12 protein-coding genes, 1 other RNA gene and 2 pseudogenes are annotated in these 20939 nt (G+C 70.1%); 6 read left to right on the forward strand and 9 right to left on the reverse strand.

What is annotated here, in order from left to right; genetic code table 11:
• Positions 1 to 38 precede the first annotated feature (38 nt).
• From AC3ETA_RS39680 to AC3ETA_RS39690, 3 genes and pseudogenes are all read right to left on the reverse strand, one after another.
• A complete protein-coding gene (locus AC3ETA_RS39680; protein WP_432197758.1) occupies positions 39 to 1019 on the reverse strand; it encodes a hypothetical protein in 981 nt (326 codons plus the stop codon).
• A gap of 333 nt (positions 1020 to 1352) precedes the next feature.
• Positions 1353 to 2204, reverse strand: a complete 852-nt coding sequence (locus AC3ETA_RS39685) for a helix-turn-helix domain-containing protein (RefSeq protein WP_432197759.1) — start codon at positions 2202 to 2204, stop codon at positions 1353 to 1355.
• A gap of 10 nt (positions 2205 to 2214) precedes the next feature.
• A pseudogene (locus AC3ETA_RS39690) lies at positions 2215 to 2796 on the reverse strand (DUF6879 family protein); the annotation flags it as partial.
• Positions 2797 to 2911: 115 nt separating this feature from the next.
• On the opposite strand from AC3ETA_RS39690, the gene AC3ETA_RS39695 reads away from it, so the two are divergent.
• Entirely contained in the window at positions 2912 to 3415 is a 504-nt protein-coding gene (locus AC3ETA_RS39695; protein WP_488187662.1) for an ATP-binding protein, read from the forward strand.
• Positions 3416 to 3506: 91 nt separating this feature from the next.
• On the opposite strand, the gene AC3ETA_RS39700 is transcribed toward AC3ETA_RS39695, so the two are convergent.
• Complete coding sequence (locus AC3ETA_RS39700; RefSeq protein ID WP_432197760.1) at positions 3507 to 3887, reverse strand: hypothetical protein; 381 nt, start codon at positions 3885 to 3887, stop codon at positions 3507 to 3509.
• Positions 3888 to 4105: 218 nt separating this feature from the next.
• On the opposite strand from AC3ETA_RS39700, the gene AC3ETA_RS39705 reads away from it, so the two are divergent.
• The 3 genes from AC3ETA_RS39705 (at position 4106) to AC3ETA_RS39715 (ending at position 6569) form a co-directional block, all read left to right on the forward strand.
• Positions 4106 to 4747: a hypothetical protein gene (locus AC3ETA_RS39705; protein WP_432197761.1), complete on the forward strand. Its 642-nt coding sequence runs from the start codon at positions 4106 to 4108 to the stop codon at positions 4745 to 4747.
• Between the two features lie 222 nt (positions 4748 to 4969).
• The gene (locus AC3ETA_RS39710; protein WP_432197762.1) at positions 4970 to 5386 is read left to right on the forward strand and encodes a hypothetical protein; all 417 of its coding nucleotides are present in this window, start codon (positions 4970 to 4972) and stop codon (positions 5384 to 5386) included.
• 16 nt (positions 5387 to 5402) lie between these two features.
• Positions 5403 to 6569 carry a WXG100-like domain-containing protein gene (locus AC3ETA_RS39715; protein ID WP_432197763.1) on the forward strand — a complete coding sequence of 389 codons (1167 nt, stop codon included), beginning with the start codon at positions 5403 to 5405 and terminating at the stop codon, positions 6567 to 6569.
• A 105-nt stretch (positions 6570 to 6674) separates the two neighbouring features.
• Here the strand turns inward: AC3ETA_RS39715 and AC3ETA_RS39720 are convergent, their stop codons facing one another.
• Positions 6675 to 7715, reverse strand: coding sequence for a beta family protein (locus AC3ETA_RS39720; protein ID WP_432197764.1), 1041 nt, complete (start codon positions 7713 to 7715; stop codon positions 6675 to 6677).
• A 270-nt stretch (positions 7716 to 7985) separates the two neighbouring features.
• Between AC3ETA_RS39720 and AC3ETA_RS39725 the strand changes: the two genes are divergently transcribed.
• Together AC3ETA_RS39725 and AC3ETA_RS39730 are read left to right on the forward strand one after the other, a co-directional pair.
• The gene (locus tag AC3ETA_RS39725; protein ID WP_432197765.1) at positions 7986 to 15053 is read left to right on the forward strand and encodes a DEAD/DEAH box helicase; all 7068 of its coding nucleotides are present in this window, start codon (positions 7986 to 7988) and stop codon (positions 15051 to 15053) included.
• Positions 15050 to 17311 (forward strand): UvrD-helicase domain-containing protein, encoded by a 2262-nt coding sequence (locus tag AC3ETA_RS39730; RefSeq protein WP_432197766.1) that lies wholly within the window; start codon positions 15050 to 15052, stop codon positions 17309 to 17311. Before AC3ETA_RS39725 ends, AC3ETA_RS39730 begins: the two co-directional genes overlap by 4 nt.
• Before the next feature lie 53 nt (positions 17312 to 17364).
• Here AC3ETA_RS39730 and AC3ETA_RS39735 read toward each other — a convergent pair whose 3' ends face one another.
• The 4 genes and pseudogenes from AC3ETA_RS39735 to AC3ETA_RS39750 all read right to left on the reverse strand — a co-directional run.
• Positions 17365 to 17709 (reverse strand): VOC family protein, encoded by a 345-nt coding sequence (locus AC3ETA_RS39735; protein WP_432197767.1) that lies wholly within the window; start codon positions 17707 to 17709, stop codon positions 17365 to 17367.
• A gap of 642 nt (positions 17710 to 18351) precedes the next feature.
• Positions 18352 to 18741, reverse strand: coding sequence for a pRL2-23 (locus AC3ETA_RS39740; RefSeq protein ID WP_432197768.1), 390 nt, complete (start codon positions 18739 to 18741; stop codon positions 18352 to 18354).
• 560 nt (positions 18742 to 19301) lie between these two features.
• Positions 19302 to 19704: RNase P RNA component class A (gene rnpB, locus AC3ETA_RS39745), an RNA gene on the reverse strand.
• A 352-nt stretch (positions 19705 to 20056) separates the two neighbouring features.
• A pseudogene (locus AC3ETA_RS39750) lies at positions 20057 to 20929 on the reverse strand (DMT family transporter); the annotation flags it as partial.
• Positions 20930 to 20939: the final 10 nt, after the last annotated feature.

The following is a 20939-nucleotide window of genomic DNA, read 5'->3' on the forward strand; positions in this document are numbered from 1 at the left end:
CACGCCGCCGAAGCTCGAAAGTTCACCCGCACAAGCGTTCAGGCGGCCGAGTGGACCGCTCCGGCCTCGCCGCGGTCATGGCGTTCCCTGCACTCGCGGCACAATGCGCGCGGATCATGCGTACGGATGGCGCGTTCGCAGCCGTCGCAGGTGACCAGCGGCGCCCGCTGTGCTGGGTGCGTCGCCGTACGGATGGGCGCCGTCGGCAATGGCGGCGGGAGAAGAGTCGTCAGGCGGTATTCGACGAAGCTCGCCGGGTGGCGGATGGGGTCGGCCTCGGGTGGCAGGCCCACGGTGAGCGCGCGGGTGATCTGGTCCGGCGTCGCTGCACGGGCGAGCCAGGCCTCGACGGCAGGCAAGAGCCGCTGGACGTCCCGTTCGGACAGCAACAGCCGCGTATCGGCGAGCCGTAGACGCGCGAGCAGGTCAGCCGCCGGACCGGTGAGCAGGGTGACGGGTTCCACGGCAGCACGCTTCATGCGTACGGCAACCGGCGCCGAGACCTCCACCGCCGCCGGAACAGCCACCGGCCCCGGCGCAGACAGAGCCTCGGGCGCGGGCCCGGCCGCCGCAGCGGCGACGGCACCCGAGTCGCCGCCCGCCACCGCAGCGCGTACAACGTCCCCCGGATGATCGAGAAAGAACGTCTGCGTGGCGATCCGGCCACCCCCGAGCGGCACCCGGCGACGCACGAGGTACCCGGCCTCCTCCAGCTCCCTCAACGCCCTGCCGATCGTCACCTCGCCCTCTCGGAAGCGCAGGGTCAGCGCCTTGATGGTGACCGAGGCGCCATCGGGCAGGGACTGGATGTGGACGCCGATACCGATCGCCGTGGCGGAGAGGCGGGGGTGCTGGGCGAGGTGGTTGCCGACGACGGTGTAGCGCTCGGTGTGGCGGTGCCGTACGTGGAGGACTCCGGCGCGGGGCGCGTCCGGCGGGAGTTCCGGAGGCGCGAGCGGCGGCTGCCGCTCGGGCGACGGGTGCGCGGGCAGGGCCGCGTTAGACTGCGGGTCAGCCATCGGGAAGCTCTCATCTTCCTGGTTGGTCAGGCCCTCGCCGGGATTGCCGTCCTGCCGGGGGCCGTTCTCTGTCTGTGGTTGTGTGCGGCGACCGTACCCCACCCGCCCGACCAGCCGACGCTCTCATCACTCGAACGAGTGGCGCCCCAACTGGCGGGCGAACAGGCCGGGTTTGGTTGGGACGGTAGTTACCCCAAGGGCTTTCAAGAACATCGCGCACCACCGCGTCACGGCATCCCGTGCCCCGGTTCCGACCTGGGCAGAAAGCCGGCCACTGGGCCGCCCGACTGCCCCTCGACAACTGCCGTCTCCGGCCTCGGCCCAGGCGACCCCTCAACGCGGGTTCAGGGCACACCTGGCGGCGTTGATGGCGTTGTGGGCGTCGGCCCCGTACACCGCCGACTCGCGCAGGGTTCGCCAGACCTTCGCGTACAAGGCGATGTTGTCGGCGTCGTCCAACCACATCTCGGCGTGCCAGTCCTCGGCGACCACCAGGCGGTCATCAAGTACCCAGAAGCCATTGGCGGGCACGATCTTGACGGGAGCCGTGAACGGGATGATCCCAAGCTCGACCGTGTCCATGCCGAGCGTCCCGGTGAGCCGGTCCAGCTGGGCAGCCAGCACCCCGGGCGGGCAGATCAACGACCGCAAGGCGGCCTCCCACATCAGGACGTGCAGCTTGTGACCGGGCCGGTACAGCCACTCCTGTCGCTGCACCCGGGAACGTACGGCGGCCTCGACGTCGCTCGCTCCGCCCAGCAGCTCCGAATAGCGCTGGACGACATGCCGCGCGTACTCGGGGGTCTGCAACAGTCCGGCGATCACGGACTCTTCCCAGACCCACATTTCCGACGTGCGGTCGATCTCGGCGCTCAGGCCCTCGTGCAGCGGCTTGAAGCCGTTCGCCAGTGCTCTACGCCATGACCTGATGTGCGACTCGAACCCGGCCAGCCGGGCGGCAAGCTCGGCGTACACGCCCGGCTGTTCGGTCGCGTCGGCCCACGCCCTCAGGTCCTCGGGGGTGGCGGTCTGCTTGCCGTTCTCCAGCTTGCTGACCTTGGAGCCTGGCCACCCGAGGCGCTGAGCGAGTTGCTGACCGGTGAGCCCACCTCCAGGGCAGGTGAACCGGAGTTCGCGCAGTCGCGCGCCCAGGGCCACCCTGGCTTGTTGGTAGTCGGTGCTCACCGGTCACGCGTCATTCGGTCGGGGCGAACCGGTCGAAGGGCACGGCGTGGTGCATCGCCGCGTCGCGCACGGTCGCGTAGCGCACGACCTCGGCCGGTTCGGTGATCAGCTCGATATCCGTGATGTTGTCGGCGTCATCGAAGTGCAGCAGCGCGACCAAGCGCGAGTCGAAGATCCAGAAGTCCTCGGCGGGCAGGTCGGCCGCGTCCTCGCGCCACAGGTACCGGATGTCCTCGCCGACCGTCGCGTTGTGCCGGGCGTAGTCGAGCAGGAACCGCTGCTCGGTGGTCATGGGGTTGTCGGCGACGCGTACGCGGCCGACCGTCTTGCCGGCCTCGGTCTGGGCCTTGATGTTCACGAACCAGGGCTCGTTGGGATCGCAGGGCGAGACGCCCGTGGCCAGGAACGCCAGAAAGTCGGGGTCTTCCCGGTCGGAGGCGTAACCGCGTCGAGTCTCCAGCCGCCAGGCAGTGTGCTGGAAGGTCTCGAACAGACGGCGAAAGGTGGCCCGGTCGACGAGTTCCGGCACCCGCTCCATCTCCTTCGGTCCCCAGTTCACGAGCAGTTCGCGCGGCACGGCCACTGCTGCCTCCAGAGAATCGCCTCCGCACACCGCCGCGTACACGAAGCACACCGCCGCCTACGACTCCTCGCTGTGTGCGCGCCGGACCTGGGCGCATCGGGGCGTGCCCGGCAACGTAGGCGCCATGAACAGCGAGCACTCACCCACCTCCACGGCAACGGCCGCAACGCGTGGCACGGCAGAAGTGGGTACCACGACGGACGAGTTCACGATGCGCTTCAGCTCGACTCCCCGAGGTGCCCGCCTCGCCCGCCGCCTGGTCTCGGACCGGCTCGACGCGTGGGGCCACCCCTACACGTCCACAGCGAACGAGACGCTGACGCTCATCACCGCCGAGCTCGCCGCCAACGCCGTCACTCACGGTCGTGTAGCGGGCAGGGACTTCGAGGTCCGGCTCTCCGCCGGAGAAGAAGCCCTTCGGGTCGCGGTGTCCGACACTCGCGCAGAACACGTACCGCCGCCGTCCCCCAGCGAACCGCCCGGCGAGGCAGAGTCCGGCCGTGGCCTGATGCTGGTTGCGGCGCTGGCCGACAAATGGGGGACGGCACCGCGCCACGCCGCTCCCGGCAAGACGGTCTGGGCTGAGGTGCACTGCCCTCTCACCGGCCATTCACTCACATGGGACTGACGCGATGACTCGTGTACTCGCCGTGCCTGGTCTACGTCGTAGCGCTCAGCGAAGACCAGGTTGTGTCCCTTCTCGTGCGCCCCCGTCGGCCTCACCGCAGGACGGGGTTGTCCCCGAGCAACGCGAGTCCGACGCCGAGCACGATGACCCACGCGGACCGCCGTGTACGCCCCTTCCGCGCCAGTACGGAGCCGAGCGCGCTGACGCCGGCGCCGACGAGGTAGAAGGCCGCCCAGACACCGAACCCGGAGCCGGTCGCGAGCCGTACCCCCGTAACCACCACAAAGCCCGTGGCGACGACCAGGGCGATCCGCGCGTAGCCACGCCGTGCAGCTTCCGGCAGCATGCGGCCGACGCCGGCGGCGGCCGCCGCGTCGCCCCGCTCCTGGAACCTGACCCTCAGCCTGGGCACGGGCACGGACCCGTCGCCCGGCTCGCGACCCGGGTCAGCACCCGGCGCCTGGAATCCCATGGTTCCCTCAGTTCGTCCCAGTTCGTCGCGCTCTCGTCCGGCAGCGGCCCGCGCACCGTGACCGAGCCTAGCCAACAGGGCTCACCGCTCACATCCGCCCTGAGTGCCGCGTACCCCTTCGCGTCGATCGCCGACCGCGGACGGGTCCGCGCACGCGTCCGCCCGAGCAGTGCCCCGGCCGCAGGTTGCCGGCACCGCGGTCGCTACCCTGTCGCCCCATGTCCTCCTCCGCGCCCGCACCATCGCCCGAGCCGGACGCCACGGTCATCGACCTGGGGCGTCGCCTTCTGCGCAACGCCGCCCTCGTCGGAGGCGCAGCCGGTGTCCTGGTCCTCAACGGGGTGGCCTCCGCCCTGGCCGCACAGGGGCCGATGCTCGGGCGCGTGATTCAGGCGGGCCTGCTCTTGCTGCTCTTCGTGGGCATCGGCGTCTTCGCCTTCGTCCGGGTCCGCAGACGACGCAACCAGAGGCTGAGCCTCGACCGGACCGGCGTCTGGTACCACAACGGGCATGCCGAGCAGGTCATCCCCTGGGACGCGCTCGCCGGCGCCGGGCTCTACTCCAGCTCCGTGGGGCGAGGCGGGCGGGTGTACTCCCTGGAGCTGTGCCCGAACCGACCGATCGACCGCGACGATGCGGTCCTGTGGCCTTTCGTACGCGACGACGAGCCCCTCGATCCGTCGCTGCCACGGCTGCGCTACCGCATCCAGCTCACGCGCGGCACCCACACCGACGTCGCGGCGGCCTTCCAGCACCACGTCCCACAGCTGTGGCTCGGCGAGGCACAGGTGGAGTTCGGCCACATCGGGAAGCCCGACATCGAGGGCCACCGGATGCGCACCGGCGGCCAGGGAACCTGATCAGAACCTGATCCGCCTGGTCAGGGTCCCAGTCCTGCATCCAGTCATGACAGTTCCGTGACAGCGGCGCATTGAGAGGCCATGGAAACCCGGCTAGGTTGAGGCGGGTCTGTGTGCGCCGGACACGTCGGTTACGGACTCAACGCCCGGTTGCCCGGCCCATTCGTGGACACGACGCAGCCGATCGCGCGACCACGAAGTTCGCGAAGAGGAGATGGACACATGTCGGTTGGCCGCGAGCCCGAACGGCAGGTCGACGACTCCGAGTTCATGGAGATCGCTCACGACCCGGCTCAGGCCCGCGTGCTCCGCAAGGCGCTGGAGCAGCTCGCCGGTGGCGGCGCCGGGGAGACCTTGCGGGAGATGGCGAAGGAGGTCCTCTCCGGCCGCATAGGCCTCCGCGAGGCCGTCAGCGTCTCCGCATACAGCGAAGCGGTGATGGAGAAGTCCCAGCATTTCATGCGGGAGTGGGAGCAGCTGCCCGAGCGTGAACGCGACGGCCTTGTCGCCGAGGGTGAGCGCTATCTGCGCGAGCAGCAGAGAGAGATCGACGACGAGCGCCGTGAGGCGCAGCGGGGCAGCAACCCCGGAGCGGGGCGCAACGCACGGCACGACGGCCGCGGCTGGTCTGCCTACTAGACAACGGGGGACAGTAATGGGATTCCGTGTACAGCCCGGCGACATCTCCGCCTACGGGGACATGGTCGGACGTGCGGAAGAGAACATGGCGTCGGCGCAGAAGTTCCTCAAGGACAACGGCCAGTTGGGCGTCGCCACCGGCGATGTGCCCGGAGAGATCTGGCAGCTCGTGGTCGGCAACCACGAGCCGGTCCTGCAGAAGGCGGAACAGGCCCTGAAGGCCTTCGGGAACGCTCTGAAGGCGTCCGGAGACGAGCTGAAACGATCCGCCAAGTACTACGCGGAGACCGACCAGCAGCAGGCGGCCGCGGTCGACAGCGTTTACAAGGGCGGCAAGGGCCCCTCCGGGGACGCCGCGTCCGACGTGGGCGATGGCACCTTCAAGGACCAGAGCGACCCCTCGGAGTCGCTGGACAAGAGTGAGAGCGTCGCAGAGTACCTGGCCCGCCAGGTCCAGGAGCGCAAGGACGGGCTCATCGGCGACCGCGCCAAGGCCATCGGGGAGGGCAACGCCCTCGCGGTGCTGGGCACCGCCCTCGACCTGGTCAGCCCGACCACCCTCGTCAACGAGGCCGTGAAGTTCTTCCTGAACATCGACGTCTTCGGGGAAGTCGCGAAGAAGTTCGCCGGCGACTGGGGCGCCTACGAGACCGTCGCCGACACGTGGTCACGCCTGGGCGACTTCTTCACCGCGGTCGGGGACAACGTCTCGTCCGGGAACAACCTGCTCAGCACGACGTGGTCGGGCAACGCCGCCGAAACGGCCTGGGACTACTTCAACATCCTCGCCCAGAAGCTGACAGAGTCGGCGCCGGTCTACGACACACTCTCGGAGTCGTACCAGGAGGTCGCCGGCCACATCGCCGAGCTGGCGGAAGGCGTCAAGGCAGCCATGATCATGATCTTCGACCTGGCGATCATGGCGCAGATCGAGATGGCCGCCTCCGTGGCCGCGGCGTCCACCGGTGTCGGCCTCATCCTGACGGGTCTGGGTGCGGCGGCGGTGGCGGCGAAGGTGGCCATGATGCTCGACAAGTGGTCCGACATCATCAACATGTTCACCGCCGGGTACATCGCGATCAACGCCATCTTCGGCGTCGTCGGGAACGCCGTCGACGGGCAGCTCGACTCTGTGCAGTCCTTCCCCCTGCCGGGCGGGGCATACGACCATCAGGCCGTCTAGCCGCGTCCGAAGAAGCGCCGTTCCGCCCCGCCCGTTCCCGGCCGGCAGACGTTCCCCGAGCCCTGCGCCCGGTAGTAGTGGGTCACCCGGATCGGCGCACCCCGCTCAGGCCTCGAAACTCCGGGCCACGAACGTCATGTGCTGAATGTTCCCGATCCTGTTCCAGGTCGTGTGAGCACCCGTGCTCACGGCACCCCGGGACCGGTCCCGCAGCCATCTCTCCCCCGCACTCGCCTTCGAGCCGCGAAATTCCACGAGACCGGTGCAGGACCTGGCAGCCTCCCGGTTGGCGTCGTCGTACTGCCTGCCGTGCGGCACCTTGGACAGGTGGTAGGAGCGGGCAGTGGTGTAGCGGAGGATGCCCCACGGCGGGCCGCCGCCGCGCGCGGGCGGGGTCTGGGTGACGTACCTGGCGGGGTGGATCCCGTAGTCGCCGTAGCGGAGTCGGGGGAGGTACGGGCGTTCGCCGTGCTGGATCTCGTGCCAGGTTTCCCAGTCCGCGCGCGGGGCCTCGTACGGGACGCCTTCCCGGAAGTCGGCCGGCGGTTCGGGGAAGCCGCCCGCCACCACGGTCACGGTGTGCCACGAGGTGAGCGGGATCAGGGAGTCCAGGGCGCGCAGCGCTTCCTTGGCGGCTTCGGGGCGGTCGGGCAGGACCGTGCAGAGGTCGAGGAAGAGGGCGGCCGGGTGGTTCGCGGGAAGCCGGTCCAGCAACTCGCGGACGTCCGAGGCCGTGCCGTCGTTCCACTCGCCCGGGAGACGCACGCGGATACCGAGTACGTCCTCGCGTCGCCGAGCCACGGCGAGGGCCAGTGACTGCTGCGCGACGGGGCGGCCGGGTCCGGTTACGGGCCGCAGGTTGCGGTGGTCCCACCAGTCGGGGGTGAGAGCCTCGGCCAGGACCGCGGCTTCGGTGGCGTCGGCGAACGGCGCGTCCAGCCACGCGGATCCGTGGCGCTGTGCGGCGGTGACGTCGTCGGCGTCCTTGCCGATCCGTTCGGCCAGCGGCTTGGGCAGCATGCCGGGGCGGGGAGGCAGCGTCCACAGGGGAGCGACCCGGCGCTGTACGTCCGGCGTCAGCTCACGGTAGGCGGCCGTGGCGTGCGGCCGGGTCGGCAGGACGGGAACGTACAGCGGTACGGACATGGCGTCCCCCTCGGCGCTGCCCGTGCACGGTGTTTTCCTTGTTTTCCTTCAGGGTGAAACCATTGGCCGGGGCCAGAAAGGGCGCCAATCAGCCATCGGTTCGCGGCTGGGCACGTCCGATGCGGCAGCGGGCCGGGCGCCTGATCACCCGGACCGCGTGTACCCGTCCCCTCACACACTGTCCGACCTGCGCTATACGGTTGATCCGCACCACACGAGGCGACCGTTGCCACGCGCGCGTCTCGGGATCCACGGACGAAGGGGAGCGTCGTGAAGCCCACTCTGGCCGCCGCGCAGCTGCGGGGCAGTCTGACGCAGTACCTCACGACGACCTACGCGCTGGCCGACGACGACACCCGGCGAGCCTTGGAGCGGTTTCTGGGGGACCCGGAGTCCGGGATCTTCCGGGGGCCGTATCTGCGGATCAGGACGCCGTTCCACAAGGCGGACGACGGGTGGGAACGGCATCTGGAGTGGCAGCCCGGTTTCACACCGTGGCGGCACCAGGCCAAGGCATGGCAGCGGCTCAGCACGCTGGGCGGCAGGGAGGCCGAGCCGACGCTCGTGACGACCGGCACGGGTTCCGGCAAGACGGAGTCGTTCCTGGTGCCGGTTCTCGACCATTGCCGACGACAGAAGGCTCTCGGACGGCGCGGTGTGAAGGCCGTACTCCTGTATCCGATGAACGCGCTGGCCACCGACCAGGCGGGCCGCATCAGCGACTACCTGACGGCGCCCGACCTCGCCCAGGTGACCGCGGGTCTGTACATCGGCGACCGGCCGGACACCGACTTCCGGCGGGTCCTGACCCGGCGCGAGGAGATGCGTGTCTCCCCGCCGGACGTGCTGATCACCAACTACAAGATGCTGGACCTGCTCCTGCAGCGCGGTGAGGACCGGGCCCTGTGGGAGGGCGCGGACGTCGCGTACGTGGTGCTGGACGAGTTCCACACCTACGACGGCGCGCAGGGCACCGACGTGGCCATGCTGCTGCGCCGGCTGGCGACGGCGGTCGGCGCGACGCGGCCGGACCTACCGCTGGGGCGGATCTGCCCCGTGGCGACCTCCGCGACGCTCGGCGCGGGGCGGGCGGGCACGTCGGCCGGGGGCATCCTGGACGTGGCGGCGCAGGTGTTCGGCCTGCCGTTCACGGCGGACGCGGTCATCGGCGAGGAGCGGATGGCCGCCGAGGAGTTCACCGGCGAGGTCGACTACGCGCTTCCCGAGCCGCCCACTCCGCAGGAGGTCATCGCGGTGTCGGGCGGCGTGGGCGTGGAGGCGAAGCCGGATCTGCTGGACCTGGATGGGCTCGCCGCCCGCCTGCTGGGGCGGCGGGGCCTCGACGCGTTCCGTGTCGGCCGTCTGCTGAAGCGGCACGACTTCACGCAGGGCGTGCTCGCGCTGCTCGACGGCGAGCCGCTGGACGAGTGGGGTCTGCGGGACCGGCTCGCGCGCTTCGGATACGCCTGGGGGCGCACCGCCCGGGAGAATCCGCAGCTGGTACTGCAAGCCCTGTCCCGTTTCGTGGCCCTGCTGTCCGCCGCCCGGGACCCCGACTCCGACGAACGGCGTCCGCGTCCGCTGCTGCACGTGGAGGCCCATCTCTGGGTGCGGCCGGTGACGCGTGTGCTGCGCGGGGTGGGCCGGACACCGGAGTTCCGCTGGTACGAGGACGACCGCGCGCAGGCGCGGCGCGCCGCCCTGGCCGCGGCTCCCCCCTCGGACGAGGACGACGGGGCCTCCTCGGGCCACGGGTTCTCGGGCAACGGGTTCCCGGGCGGGGCGAACCGGCCGCAGCCCCTGGCAGGCACGGATACGGCGGTGCGGCCCGCGCAGGTGCATCTGCCCGCCGTCTACTGTCGCGCATGCGGGCGATCCGGCTGGGCCGTGCTGTCCCCGGAGTCCGATCCGCAGCAGCTCGTCATGGCGCAGGACCGGATCTGGCGGGCCGGCGTCGGCCGTGACAAGCGCCGCATCCGCTACTTCATCTCCGCGACCGAGCCGGAGCGACGCCAGGCACTCGACGCGCTGACCGGGCGACTGCCCGCGGGCAGCGGCGTCGATCCGCTCTCCGTGGTGGTACTCGACGGGGCGCAGGGCACCTACCGGCTACCGACGGCGGGGGACGACGGGGACCTGGTGGACGCCTGGTTCGCGCTCGCGCTGCTCGACAAGAAGACCGCCGACAAGGCGGCCAGGGACGACCGCTGTCCGGCGTGCAACACCGACAACAGCATCCGGTTCCTCGGTACGGCGCAGGCGGCGCTCGCCTCGGCCACGGTCACCCAGCTCTTCACGGGCGGTGACATCGCGCTGGTACCGGAGGAACGCAAGACGCTGCTGTTCAACGACTCGACGCAGGACGCCGCGCACCGCGCCGGGTACGTCGCCAACGCCTCGTACAGGTTCTCCCTGAGGTCACTGCTCGCACACAACCTCGACGACTCGGGAGCGGCGACCGCGCTCAACGACCTGATCGGCAACGTACTCGACTCGGTGGACGACCCCGAGGCGCTGGCCGCCGTCGTACCGCCGGATCTGCACGACGAGCCGGGTGTCGACCGGGTGTTGTCGGGGCGCGGTACCGGAGACGCCCGTACCTGGCGGCTGATCGGTGAACGGCTGGCGTTCGCCACGGTGATGGAGTTCGGGCTGCGGTCACGGCTCGGTCGCACCCTGGAGCTCACGCGGACGGCCGCCGCCGAGGTCGTCGTCGAGAACCCTGAGCGGGTCACCGACCTCGCCCGTGATCTGCACCTCGCGTTGCCGGGCCAGATGGTGATGACGGGCGGACTCCCGACACCTGAGCGGTATCTCGCCTATGTGCGTGGCCTTCTGGAGCGGCTGCGGCTGCGCGGCGCGGTCCGGCACCGGTGGCTGGAGCAGTGGATGCGGGAAGCCGGTGCCGACCGGTTCCTCATCAGTGGGCGGCGACCGGACGGCATGCCCGCGTTCCCGGAAGGGGTCGCCCCGCCGAGGTTTCTGCTGGACGGCCAGAAGGACAGGACAGAGTTCGACGTGGTCACCGGTCGGCAGGCCTGGTTCCAGGACTGGACCCGCCGCTGTCTGGGGCTGGACGCCGTCGGGGCCACCGAGTACCTCCGCCGGCTGCTGCCCGCCCTGGCCGACGAGCACGTGCTCAGCGCGCGGACCACGAAGGACCGCACCACACACGTCTACGGTCTCCAGCCCGGCCACATCCAGGTACGGCTGCTGGACGACTCGATCGTCAACAAGGCGTTCGTGGCGTGCGAGGACTGCGGCTGGCAGCAGGTCGTGCCCCCGGAGCGGCGTACTCGCTGGTACGGCCATCCGTGCCCGCGCTACCGGTGCAAGGGGTACCTGACACCGCCGCAACCAGGGATGCGCCTCTCGGCACCGTCCGAACCGGACGGCGGCAGCGGGGGCGTCACCGGGGCGGGCTTCGGTGCCCTGCAGGAGCGGGACTACACGAACGACTACTACCGGCGGCTGTACCTGACCGGTGGCACCTTCCGCGTCGTGACGGCCGAGCACACCGGCATGCTGACCCGTGCGCAGCGCGAGCAGGTCGAGCGGACCTTCCGCGCCGGCACGCACTACACCGACCCGAACGTTCTGTCCTGCACGCCCACGCTGGAACTCGGCATCGACATCGGCGACCTGTCGGCCGTCCTGATCGGCTCGCTGCCGAAGGGTCCCGCGAACTATGTGCAGCAGTCGGGCCGCGCGGGACGTAAGACGGGCAACGCGCTGGTAGTCGCCTTCGGCGGACGCCGGGCCCGGGACCTGTACTACCTGGATCAGCCGCGAGAGATGATCGCGGGCGACATCGTGCCGCCGGGCTGCTATCTGTCGGCGGTGGAGATCCTGCGCCGCCAGTACACCGCGTGGCTCCTGGACCTCGCCGCGCGGGGCGGGCTCAGGACCGCGGACGGCGAGCGGTTGCAGCCGGTACCCCGGCTGGCGTCCGCTCTCTTCGGAACGACGGGTTGGTGCCAGGACCTCGCGGATGCCGCACAGACGTATGGAGCGACACTCGTCGAGCAGTTCCTGGCCCTGTTCCCCGAGGGTGGGTCCCCCGTGCAAGGCCCAGGTGACTCTCCCGCGCGGGACGGTGACGACACCGGGGTGTCCGCGCACGCCGCCGACGCACTCCGGGAGTACGCGAACGGCGGCATCGTGCGCGCGCTCCAGGAGGCGGAGGAGGACTGGACGGGACGGCGAGAGGAGCTGCGGCGCAGGATCGCCGCGATCGACGAGGCGGTCGACGCGCTTGCCCGCACGGACGAGGTCCAGGACCGCGAACGGCGGGAGCTGCTCGCCGAGCGCCGCAGCACCGGCGATCTGTTGCGGGACCTGAGCCGGACCAGCGCGCACGGCACGCTCGTCGAGCTGGGTCTCCTGCCGAACTACAGCCTGGCCGACACCACGACGCAGCTGGAGGCCACGCTGTACTGGTCCGAGGTCCCCTCGGACACCGACGAGACCGCCCGGACGCCCGACGGGACCGACGCGCCGAAGGAACACCGCACCCCCACCGGTACGCCGCGCGTCTACCGCAGCGAGACCCGCGACTACGAGCGCTCCCGCAAGATCGCCCTCACCGAACTCGCCCCGGGCAACAGCTTCTACGTCAACGGCTACAAGCACGTGGTACGCGCCCTCGACATCGGCAGCCCGGAACGCCGGGCCTGGTCGGTGTGGCGGCTGTGCCCGGCCTGCGGGTACGTGCGCACACGCGACGCCCAGACCGACACCTCGCCCTGTCCGCGCTGCGACGGACGTGAGATCGCGGACGCGGGGTGTGTCCAGTACGTGCTCCAGCCGCGTCGGGTCGTGGCGCGCGACAAACGGGACGACGCACGGGTGCGCGACGACCGCGACGAGCGCGCCCGCCGGCAGTACGCGGTCCTCACCACCGTGGACATCGACCCCGCGCACCTGGCGACCGGTTCCTGGCGGCACGACACGGCGACCTTCGGCGTGGACTTCTCCCGCCGAGCCGTCATCAGAACGCTGAACATGGGACTCGACCGGCAGGACGGCAGCTCCACGGTTCCGCTGGCGGGCGAGGACGTCCGGATCAACCCGTTCTACGTCTGCACGAGTTGCGGCGGCGCGACGGCGGACGGCCGGCCGGTCGTCGACCAGTCGCAGCACGCGCTGACCGATTCGGGGGCCGCTGCCACGAAGGGGAGCGCCCACCATCTGCTCTGGTGCCCCCGGCGACGCACTCAGGGCTCCGGGCACAGCGAGAAGCGAGGGACGGGTCAGGACGTACCGCTGCTGCTGGCCCACGAGTTGACCACGGAAGCCGTACGCATTCTGCTGCCCGCCTCCGTGACACGGGCCCGGGAGCGGCTCGCCTCGTTCACCGCGGCGCTGTTCGCCGGTATCGCGGCGCGCTACGGCGGCGACCCCGACCACATCGAGATCGCCGCGGCTTCGATGCCGGACAGTCCGGAGCAGCTCGGCTCCGACTTCCCGCGGCGCTTCCTCGTCGTCTACGACCGGCTGCCCGGCGGCACCGGCTATCTGCACCGGCTGGCATCCGCGGCCGGGTTCCGCGAGGTGCTGCTGAAGGCACGCGAGGTCATCGAGAACTGCCCGTGCCAGCAGAAGGAGTTGGACGGCTGCCATCAGTGCCTCCTGCGCAGGGTGCCCCCGTCGGACTACGACCGGGTCTCCCGCCGCGAAGTGCAGTCCATGCTGGACGAACTGCTGGGAGCCGATGGCGAACGCTGGCGGACCTCACCGGTCTCGACGACCCGCCAGATCCCGCTGGAACAGCAGGCGGAGAGCGACCTGGAGGTCATGTTCGTCGACACGCTGGAGGAGTGGGCCAAGCAGCCGGAGTCCCGTGCGGCGGCGGACACGTACACCACCCCGGCGGGCACCCGAGCACTGGATCTGCGGCTGACGACCGGCGACGGAGCGACCGTGAGCTGGCGGGTCTCGCAACAGCGCGTCCTGGACGGCACCCGACCCGATGTGCTCTTCGAGCGGCTCGACGCTCCCGGACCACGGCTCGCCGTCTATCTGGACGGACACCGGTATCACGCGAGCCCCGAGCACAACCGTCTCGCGGACGACGCGACGAAACGGGCCCGGCTGCGGGCCGACGGGCTGAGGGTGTTCCAACTGACGTACTACGACGTCAAGGAGTGGCGACTCCGCGTCCGCGACACCGGCTACGCCGGAGTCACCCCCGTCGATCCGGTGTGGATGCCGTACGACCGGACCGCGCAGGACCGGGCGCGCTCCTACTACGCCCAGACCCGGGGTGGGCTGCCCGGAGAGCTGTCGGAAACCGTCTGGGTCAACCCGGCCGAGCTGCTGCTCGCCTACCTTCGTGACCCTGACGCACGACGGTGGCACCATCGCGCCGAAGCCACCGTGGCCGGCCTCATCGGCGCGCCCGGCCTGCGGGACGCCCCGGTCGGGGCGGAAGCGGTCGGCCGAGCCGTCGAGGCGGCATTGCGCGACGAGGTCGTGGACGAGCCGAAGGGGCCTGTGCGTGTCCTCGCGGCGACGGACAGGTCCGGATGCCGCCTCGTCCTGGTCGCCGACGTGCGGCACAGGCCCCCGACCTGGACGGGGCTGACACTCCTGGACGACAGCGCCCAAGCCGTCACGGAGGAAAAGACCCACAAAAGGCGTTGGCAGGCCTGGCTGTACTGGAGCAATGTGCTGCAGTTCCTGGAGCACGGCGGGGGCGACAGCGCCCAGCTCACCACCACGCTGCTCGACGGCTTCACCGCCGACGTGCTGACCGTGACCGGCGGCCAGGGGTGGCTGTCCTCGACGCGGGTCACGCCAGTCGTCAACGGCGAGCCTCAGCGGGCCCCGGACGGCCTGCCACCGGTTGCCGTGACCGCCGGACTGCCTGCGGTACCGGCGAGAACGACCGAGAAACCGCCGTCCGACACCCGGCCCCGGCGGGACGGCGCCTGGGACGCGGTGCTGGAGTACGTGGACCCCGACGAAGCCGGCCTGGCCGAACTGGCTCACGCGCTCGCGGACCTGGGCGTTCCCGCGCCTGAGGACGGCTTCGAACTCGACGAACACGGCTGGCAGGCCGAACTGGCCTGGCCGGACGCCCGGCTCGGCGTGGTACTGGTGCCACAAGGGACGCCCGAGGAGCCGGATCACGAGGCACAGGACCGTGACCGTGCCTTCGCCGCCGCCCATTGGGACGTACGTCCGGCGGGCGAATGGACCGCGGAGGAGATCGCCGGACGCCTCGGCGACGCTGCCGCGCGGACAAGCGACGGCAGTCCTACGGGGGCGGGGCGCCCGGAAGCCGGCACGACCAGGAACGACAAGAACGAGAACGAAAACGGGGAGTCGGCATGACGAGGACCGGGGGCGTGACGCTGCGCCTGCTCGACAAGGCGGACAAGGAGATCCTCCGGCTCCCGCGCACGGTCAAGGGCGCGCTGTTCGACTTCCAGCACAAGTTCAAGGAGAACCCGCGGACCCCGGGGCTCAAACTCAAGCAGCTCAAGGGTGACAGCCGCATCTGGTCCGCTCGGATCAACGACGAGTACCGCGCCCTCCTGCTCAGACTGGCCGAAGACGACTGGCTCATCGTCTCGGTCAAGCACCGCAAGGAGGTCTACGACCGGCTGGCGTACGGAATCAACACCGTCACCGGTGGTATCGAGTACGTCGACCTCCAGGTGGTGGAGGACAGCGTGCTGCGGCGCATCCCTCCGCAGGAGCCACCGACCGCCGCCCCGGCCGTTCCAGCCCCCTCCGCCGAGGCCCAACCCCGCGCTCCCGAGCCGCTGTTCGCCGCCTGGACCGACGGGCAGCTGATCCAACTGGGCGTGGCCGAGCCCCTGGTTCCGGTCATCCGCTCACTCACCACCGATGAACAGCTCCTCGGTCTGATCGAGTACGCGCCGCAGCTCACCGGCGAAGTCCTGCTCGCGCTCTACGACGGAAAGCCCTTCGAAGAGGTACTGGACGAGGTCACCGCCCCCGTCGCCGCTCCGGAGCCTGTCGACACCGAGGACTTCCAGACGGCAGCCGAACGGCCGGCCACCGTCGTCACCACGTCCGACGACGCGCTGCGCGAGGCCCTGGAGGCAGGGGACTTCGGCCGTTGGAAGGTCTTCCTCCACCCTGCTCAGTCCAAGCTGGTCGAGCGCCGCTACTCCGGTCCCGCACGGGTCGGTGGCGGCCCAGGCACCGGGAAGACCATCGTCGCCCTGCACCGCGTCCGCCACCTCGTGTCCCAGCTGCCGGCCGGTCACAGCAAGCCGGTGCTGCTGACCACCTACAACAAGAATCTCGCTGCCGACCTGCGCTCCCGCCTCCTGGAACTGGGCGGTGAGCAGTTGCTGTCGCGGGTGGAGGTGAGCCACGTCGACCAGCTTGCGCTACGCGTCGTGAGGGAAGCCGAACCCGGCAGCCGCAAGCAGACCATCGACGACAGCCAGGCCGTACGGGAATGGCGTGCGATGCTCGACGAACTCGGCGAGAGCGGCTGGGACGCGGAGTTCCTGCACGACGAGTGGACGCAGGTGATCCTCGGGCAGGCCGTCGGTACCCGCACCGACTACTTCCGGGCCCGCCGGGCCGGACGCGGCAAGAACATCGGCCGGGCCGAAAGGGCGGCCATCTGGCAGCTCGCCGAACGCTTCACGCAGCGTCTGGACCGGCTCGGACGCCAGACGTGGGACCAGGTCGCCGAACGGGCCGCCCGTCTGGAGATAGGGCGCGAGCAGCGCATCCGCGCCATCGACCGGCAGCGGGAGGACGCTGGCGGTCTGGACAACGTCCACCTCCAGGACGGCTCGGGCGGCTGGCTCCGCTACCGGTACCGGCACATCGTGGTCGACGAGGCCCAGGACCTGCGCCCCGCTCACTGGAAGATGCTGCGCGCCATGACAGCCCGCGACTCGGATGACCTGTTTCTGGTGGGTGACACCCATCAGCGCATCTACAAGAACCAGGTGACGCTGGGCAGCCTCGGTATCAACATCCGGGGCCGGTCCGCGAAGCTCAGCCTCAGCTATCGCACAACACGGCAGATCCTGCGCTCCGCGCTGGAGGTGCTGGGCGAGGAGAAGTACGACGACCTCGACGGGAACTCGGAGACCCTCGCCGGATACCGTTCCGTGCTCAGCGGCAGCGCACCCGGCATGCACCCGTGCACGGACTGGAAGACGGAACGTGAATCGATCGCCGCACACATCCTGGCCTGGGACGCCCACCCGGACGAGCGGATCGCACACGAGCAGATCGCCATCTGCGTTCCCACCAATGTGATGGCGAGTGAGGTGGGAAACACACTCGGGGAACACGGCATCCGGGCCTTGGAGATCGGCGCCGACGGCGCCCGGGGCGAGCCCGGAGTCCACATCGGGACCATGTTCCGGTTCAAAGGGTTGGAGTACCAGCGCATGATCATCGCCGGGGTCAGCGACGGTCTGGTCCCCCGCGAGCAGGTCAACCGATTGCGTCAACTGGACCCAGCCCGCTACCGGAGGGAACTCCAGCGGGCTCGATCCCTGTTGTTCGTGGCGGTGACCCGGGCACGCGACAGCCTCGACATCTTCTGGCACGGCACCCCGAGCCCGTTCCTGCGTCGTCTGCCGTCCTGAGCGGCGCGCAGCGGATAATCTCAAGGAGTTGACACTTGGGAAGCTCGGATCGGTCACGCTCTGGTCCGAAAGTAACGGCTTCCCAGGCTTCCCTCATCGAGCAGTGTGGCGCCCAGATCGAGGACGTCTTGCTGAGCTTGGTCCAGGTCCTTGACCCTCAGGTCGAGGTGGAACTGCTGGGGCCGAGCGGGGTCCGGCCACCGCGGTGGCCGATGGTCTTTCACCCGCTGGAAGGCCGGCACCAACCCACCGTCGGTGTGGAGCGTCGCCCAGCCGTCGCCGAGCGACCACCGCGGATCCGGCTGGTTCACCACACCGCCGAGAAGCGACTGGTAGAACCGGGACAGCTCATCGACATCGGCACAGTCCAGCACCACACACTGCAACTTGGCGATCATGCAGGGCAGCGTAGAGCAGCACCGCACACCAGGCTCAGACGAGCCTGATCATGATCTACAGCTGGAGAATTAGGCCGCAGAGATGCAGCCCTTCGCCATCGCCTCGGTGACTTTGCCCTCTCCGCCTGCGACGGCATGGTCGAGCCGCTCGGTACACCAGCGAGTCACGTCGTCTGCCATGCCGGATCCGGGGCCCGCGCCCTTGTCGACGAGCTTGGTGGCGAGGTCCCGTCCGAAGTCGTATTCCGCTGCTGCTTTTGTACCCGGCTCGTAGGGGGCCGACTACGTAGCTGTCCGGCTCCGGCTCGGGGTCGCTGCCGGTGTTCGCGGCGATGAGCCAGCCGATGACCAGGGCTGTCGGTATGCCCATCATGGCGGCCGCCCACCACCAGCCCACCCGGGTTGAGGTCTTGCGCCCTACCGCGTATGACAGCAGTGCCATCGGTGGGAGCAGGACGAGCAGGCCGAAGATGACGGCGATGCCGAGCGCCATGCGTGGTCCTCCACTTCGTGAGGCCGGGGGGCCGCCTGCTGGGCGGCCCCCCGGCCAGACTCGCTGACCCTACGGGGTGCGGTTTTTGATCGAACGGTTCCTGGCCGCCGGACACCGCGTCGGCTGGGTGACCATCGATCCAAACCAGCTCAGAGGCCTCGCGAATGCTTGAGGTAGTCGGCGGCGGCTCCCACGAAGCTGTCATGTGCGGCCACGGCTGCTCGGCGGCGGGCCTCGATATCGTCGGCGTCAGTCAGGTCTCGGAGGTTGTATGTGGAGGTCACCAGGTCGGCGGCTGCCTGCCTCACGGCTGGGTCGAGGATGAGTAACTGCAACCGGACGAGTTGAGCTGTCGTGGCCGACCGGGTCGCGTACCTCTCCGCTTTCAGGGCGGCCAGATACTCCGGATCTGGCCAGTGACCATGGTGTTGCAAGTCTTGCTGCGTGTACAGGACGCGACGGTGCTCAGTCGCACAGGCGGCCAGCGCAGTAATGGCATCGAACTGCTCGCGCCACAGCGTCTCCGCGCGGTCCTGCACACGGCCTGTGCGAGCCGTCTGGTGCTGGATGGCACCAGCGACGATTGCTCCGAGAAGAGTCCCCAAGACAGCAACGACAGTGGTCCACATATACCCCCCTTTTAGGAAGTGAACTGGGACCTTCAGTACTCGTCAAGCAGCCGCAGCGTCACTCGTGTCTTCGCCGACGCCCGGGCTGACGCGTGGCCAGTGAACGGGGCTGGCGTTATGCCGTTACAGCGTCCGGGCGGCGAGATTCGCGCCACCTGAGCGGCCAGTGCCGCTACCTCCAGGGACAACCTCTAAGCAGGACTGTCGAAGGGGTACAAGCTAGCCAGGGCTTCGCAGACTGCTCAGCCATCACGGCGGGACCGCCCGGATACCCCAGGCAGAAGCCGCTTGCCGCAGGTCAGGCACCGAAGCCGCCAATCTCCGACCCTCGCCCCATGGCTACTCTCATGGCTACATACGTAGCCGAGGGCCCTCGTCCGAACCGGTACGGAGCGGGGTTTGTCCCAGCCACCAACCCGAGAGCAAAGGGCCTCTGACGCGCATACTCCCTGGCCAGAACCCCTCAGCGGCAGACGAGTCGGGCTGTACGCCGGGTTCTGTTCCGGGGGTTCCTCGCGGAGCCCCCGGCGACGGCCATCCATCTAGGGCCGGCGTTGCCGCCGGCCTCGTGCGGTCCACCCGGGGACTCGGGCGGGCAGCCCTCGAACGTCCCCGCAGTCGCGCCGAGGCGCTCCCTTTTGACCTTGCTCCGGGTGGGGTTTACCTAGCTGCCCAGGTCACCCTGGGCACTGGTGGTCTCTTACACCACCGTTTCACCCTTACCGAGGACCGAGGTCCCCGGCGGTCTGCTTTCTGTGGCACTGTCCCGCGAGTCGCCTCGGGTGGCCGTTAGCCACCACCCTGCCCTGTGGAGCCCGGACGTTCCTCGGGAAGCCCCTCAAGGGGACTCCACGCGGCCGTCCGCCCGGCTCGTCTGCCGTGTCGACCATGGTACCGGGCGAGCGTCCCTCCCCGGTCCGCCACTCGCCCCCGTGCCCGGTCCGCCACTCGCCCCCGTGCCCAGTCCGCCGCTCTCCCCCGTGCCCGGTCCGCCACTCGCCCCGGTTCCCGACCCATCGCTCATCCCCTTGTACGGGCTGCCACTCGCCCCTGTCCGCAACTCATCGCTCATCCCCTTGACCGGGCCACCACTCGGCCCGGTACCCGCCCCATCGCTCATCCCCTTGACCGTGCCACCACTCGGCCCCGTACCCGCCCCATCGCTCATCCCCTTGACCGGGCCGGCGACATCCCCCTTGCCAGAGCCGGCGATCACCCCTTCGCTCGGGCCGCCCGCGTCGCTGGACCTGCCGGCCGTCGCCAGCACCGATCCCGCCAGGATCAGCGCGAACGCCATCGCGACGCCGACCGTCAGGTGCTCGTCCAGGAAGAGCGCCCCGGCCGCCACGGCGACCGCCGGATTGACGTAGGTGAAGACCGTCGCCCTCGTCGGCCCCACCTCCTTGATCAGTTCCAGGAAGGCCACGAAGGCGACCGCCGTGCACAGGACGCCCAGGGCGGCGAGGGCGGTCAGGGCCTCGGCCGAGGGCAGCGACGCCGGGCGGGACAGGGCTGCCGCGGGGGCGTAGACCAGGGCCGCGAGGGTCAGGCAGGCCGCGGTGAGGTGGAGGGAGGGGACGTCCTTGAGGTGACGGGCGGCGATCAGAGGGGCGGTCGCGTAGCCGAGGACCGTCAGGAGGACCTCGGCGAGGGAGCGGGCGTCGCCGCCCGTCAGGTGCGGGACCGTGAGGGTCGCCACGCCTGCCAGGCCCAGGGCGAGGCCGGTCAGGCGGCGGGCGCCCAGGTGTTCCGTGGATCCGAGGAAGCGGGCCAGGGCGACGCCGACGATCGGGACGCCCGCGATCAGCAGGCCCGCCGTCGAGCTGGAGAGGTGGCGTTCGGCGTCCGTCAGGGTCCACCAGGGGCCGATGATCTCTATGCACGCGAAGGCCAGCATGGGGCGCCAGTGCGTCCGTATCGTCCGGGGCAGGCCGCCCTGGCGGAGCGCGAAGGGGAGCAGGAGCGCGGCGGCCAGCGCGCAGCGCGTGAACACCACCATGGACGGGGACACCTCGTCCACCGCCACCTTGATCATCAGATAGGGGACGCCCCAGATCACGCTCATCAGGGCGAACAGGAACCAGCCGCGTGCAGTCATGCGGCGAGTT

The sequence above is a fragment of the Streptomyces sp. bgisy027 genome, from assembly GCF_057710365.1.

Coding starts and splice junctions, on each gene's coding strand:
- AC3ETA_RS39735 (WP_432197767.1), bottom strand. CDS start 17,709: ATGATCGCCAAGTTGCAGTGTGTGGTGCTGGACTGTGCCGATGTCGAT.
- AC3ETA_RS39715 (WP_432197763.1), top strand. CDS start 5,403: ATGGGATTCCGTGTACAGCCCGGCGACATCTCCGCCTACGGGGACATG.
- AC3ETA_RS39710 (WP_432197762.1), top strand. CDS start 4,970: ATGTCGGTTGGCCGCGAGCCCGAACGGCAGGTCGACGACTCCGAGTTC.
- AC3ETA_RS39695 (WP_488187662.1), top strand. CDS start 2,912: ATGAACAGCGAGCACTCACCCACCTCCACGGCAACGGCCGCAACGCGT.
- AC3ETA_RS39730 (WP_432197766.1), top strand. CDS start 15,050: ATGACGAGGACCGGGGGCGTGACGCTGCGCCTGCTCGACAAGGCGGAC.
- AC3ETA_RS39705 (WP_432197761.1), top strand. CDS start 4,106: ATGTCCTCCTCCGCGCCCGCACCATCGCCCGAGCCGGACGCCACGGTC.
- AC3ETA_RS39680 (WP_432197758.1), bottom strand. CDS start 1,019: ATGGCTGACCCGCAGTCTAACGCGGCCCTGCCCGCGCACCCGTCGCCC.
- AC3ETA_RS39720 (WP_432197764.1), bottom strand. CDS start 7,715: ATGTCCGTACCGCTGTACGTTCCCGTCCTGCCGACCCGGCCGCACGCC.
- AC3ETA_RS39700 (WP_432197760.1), bottom strand. CDS start 3,887: ATGGGATTCCAGGCGCCGGGTGCTGACCCGGGTCGCGAGCCGGGCGAC.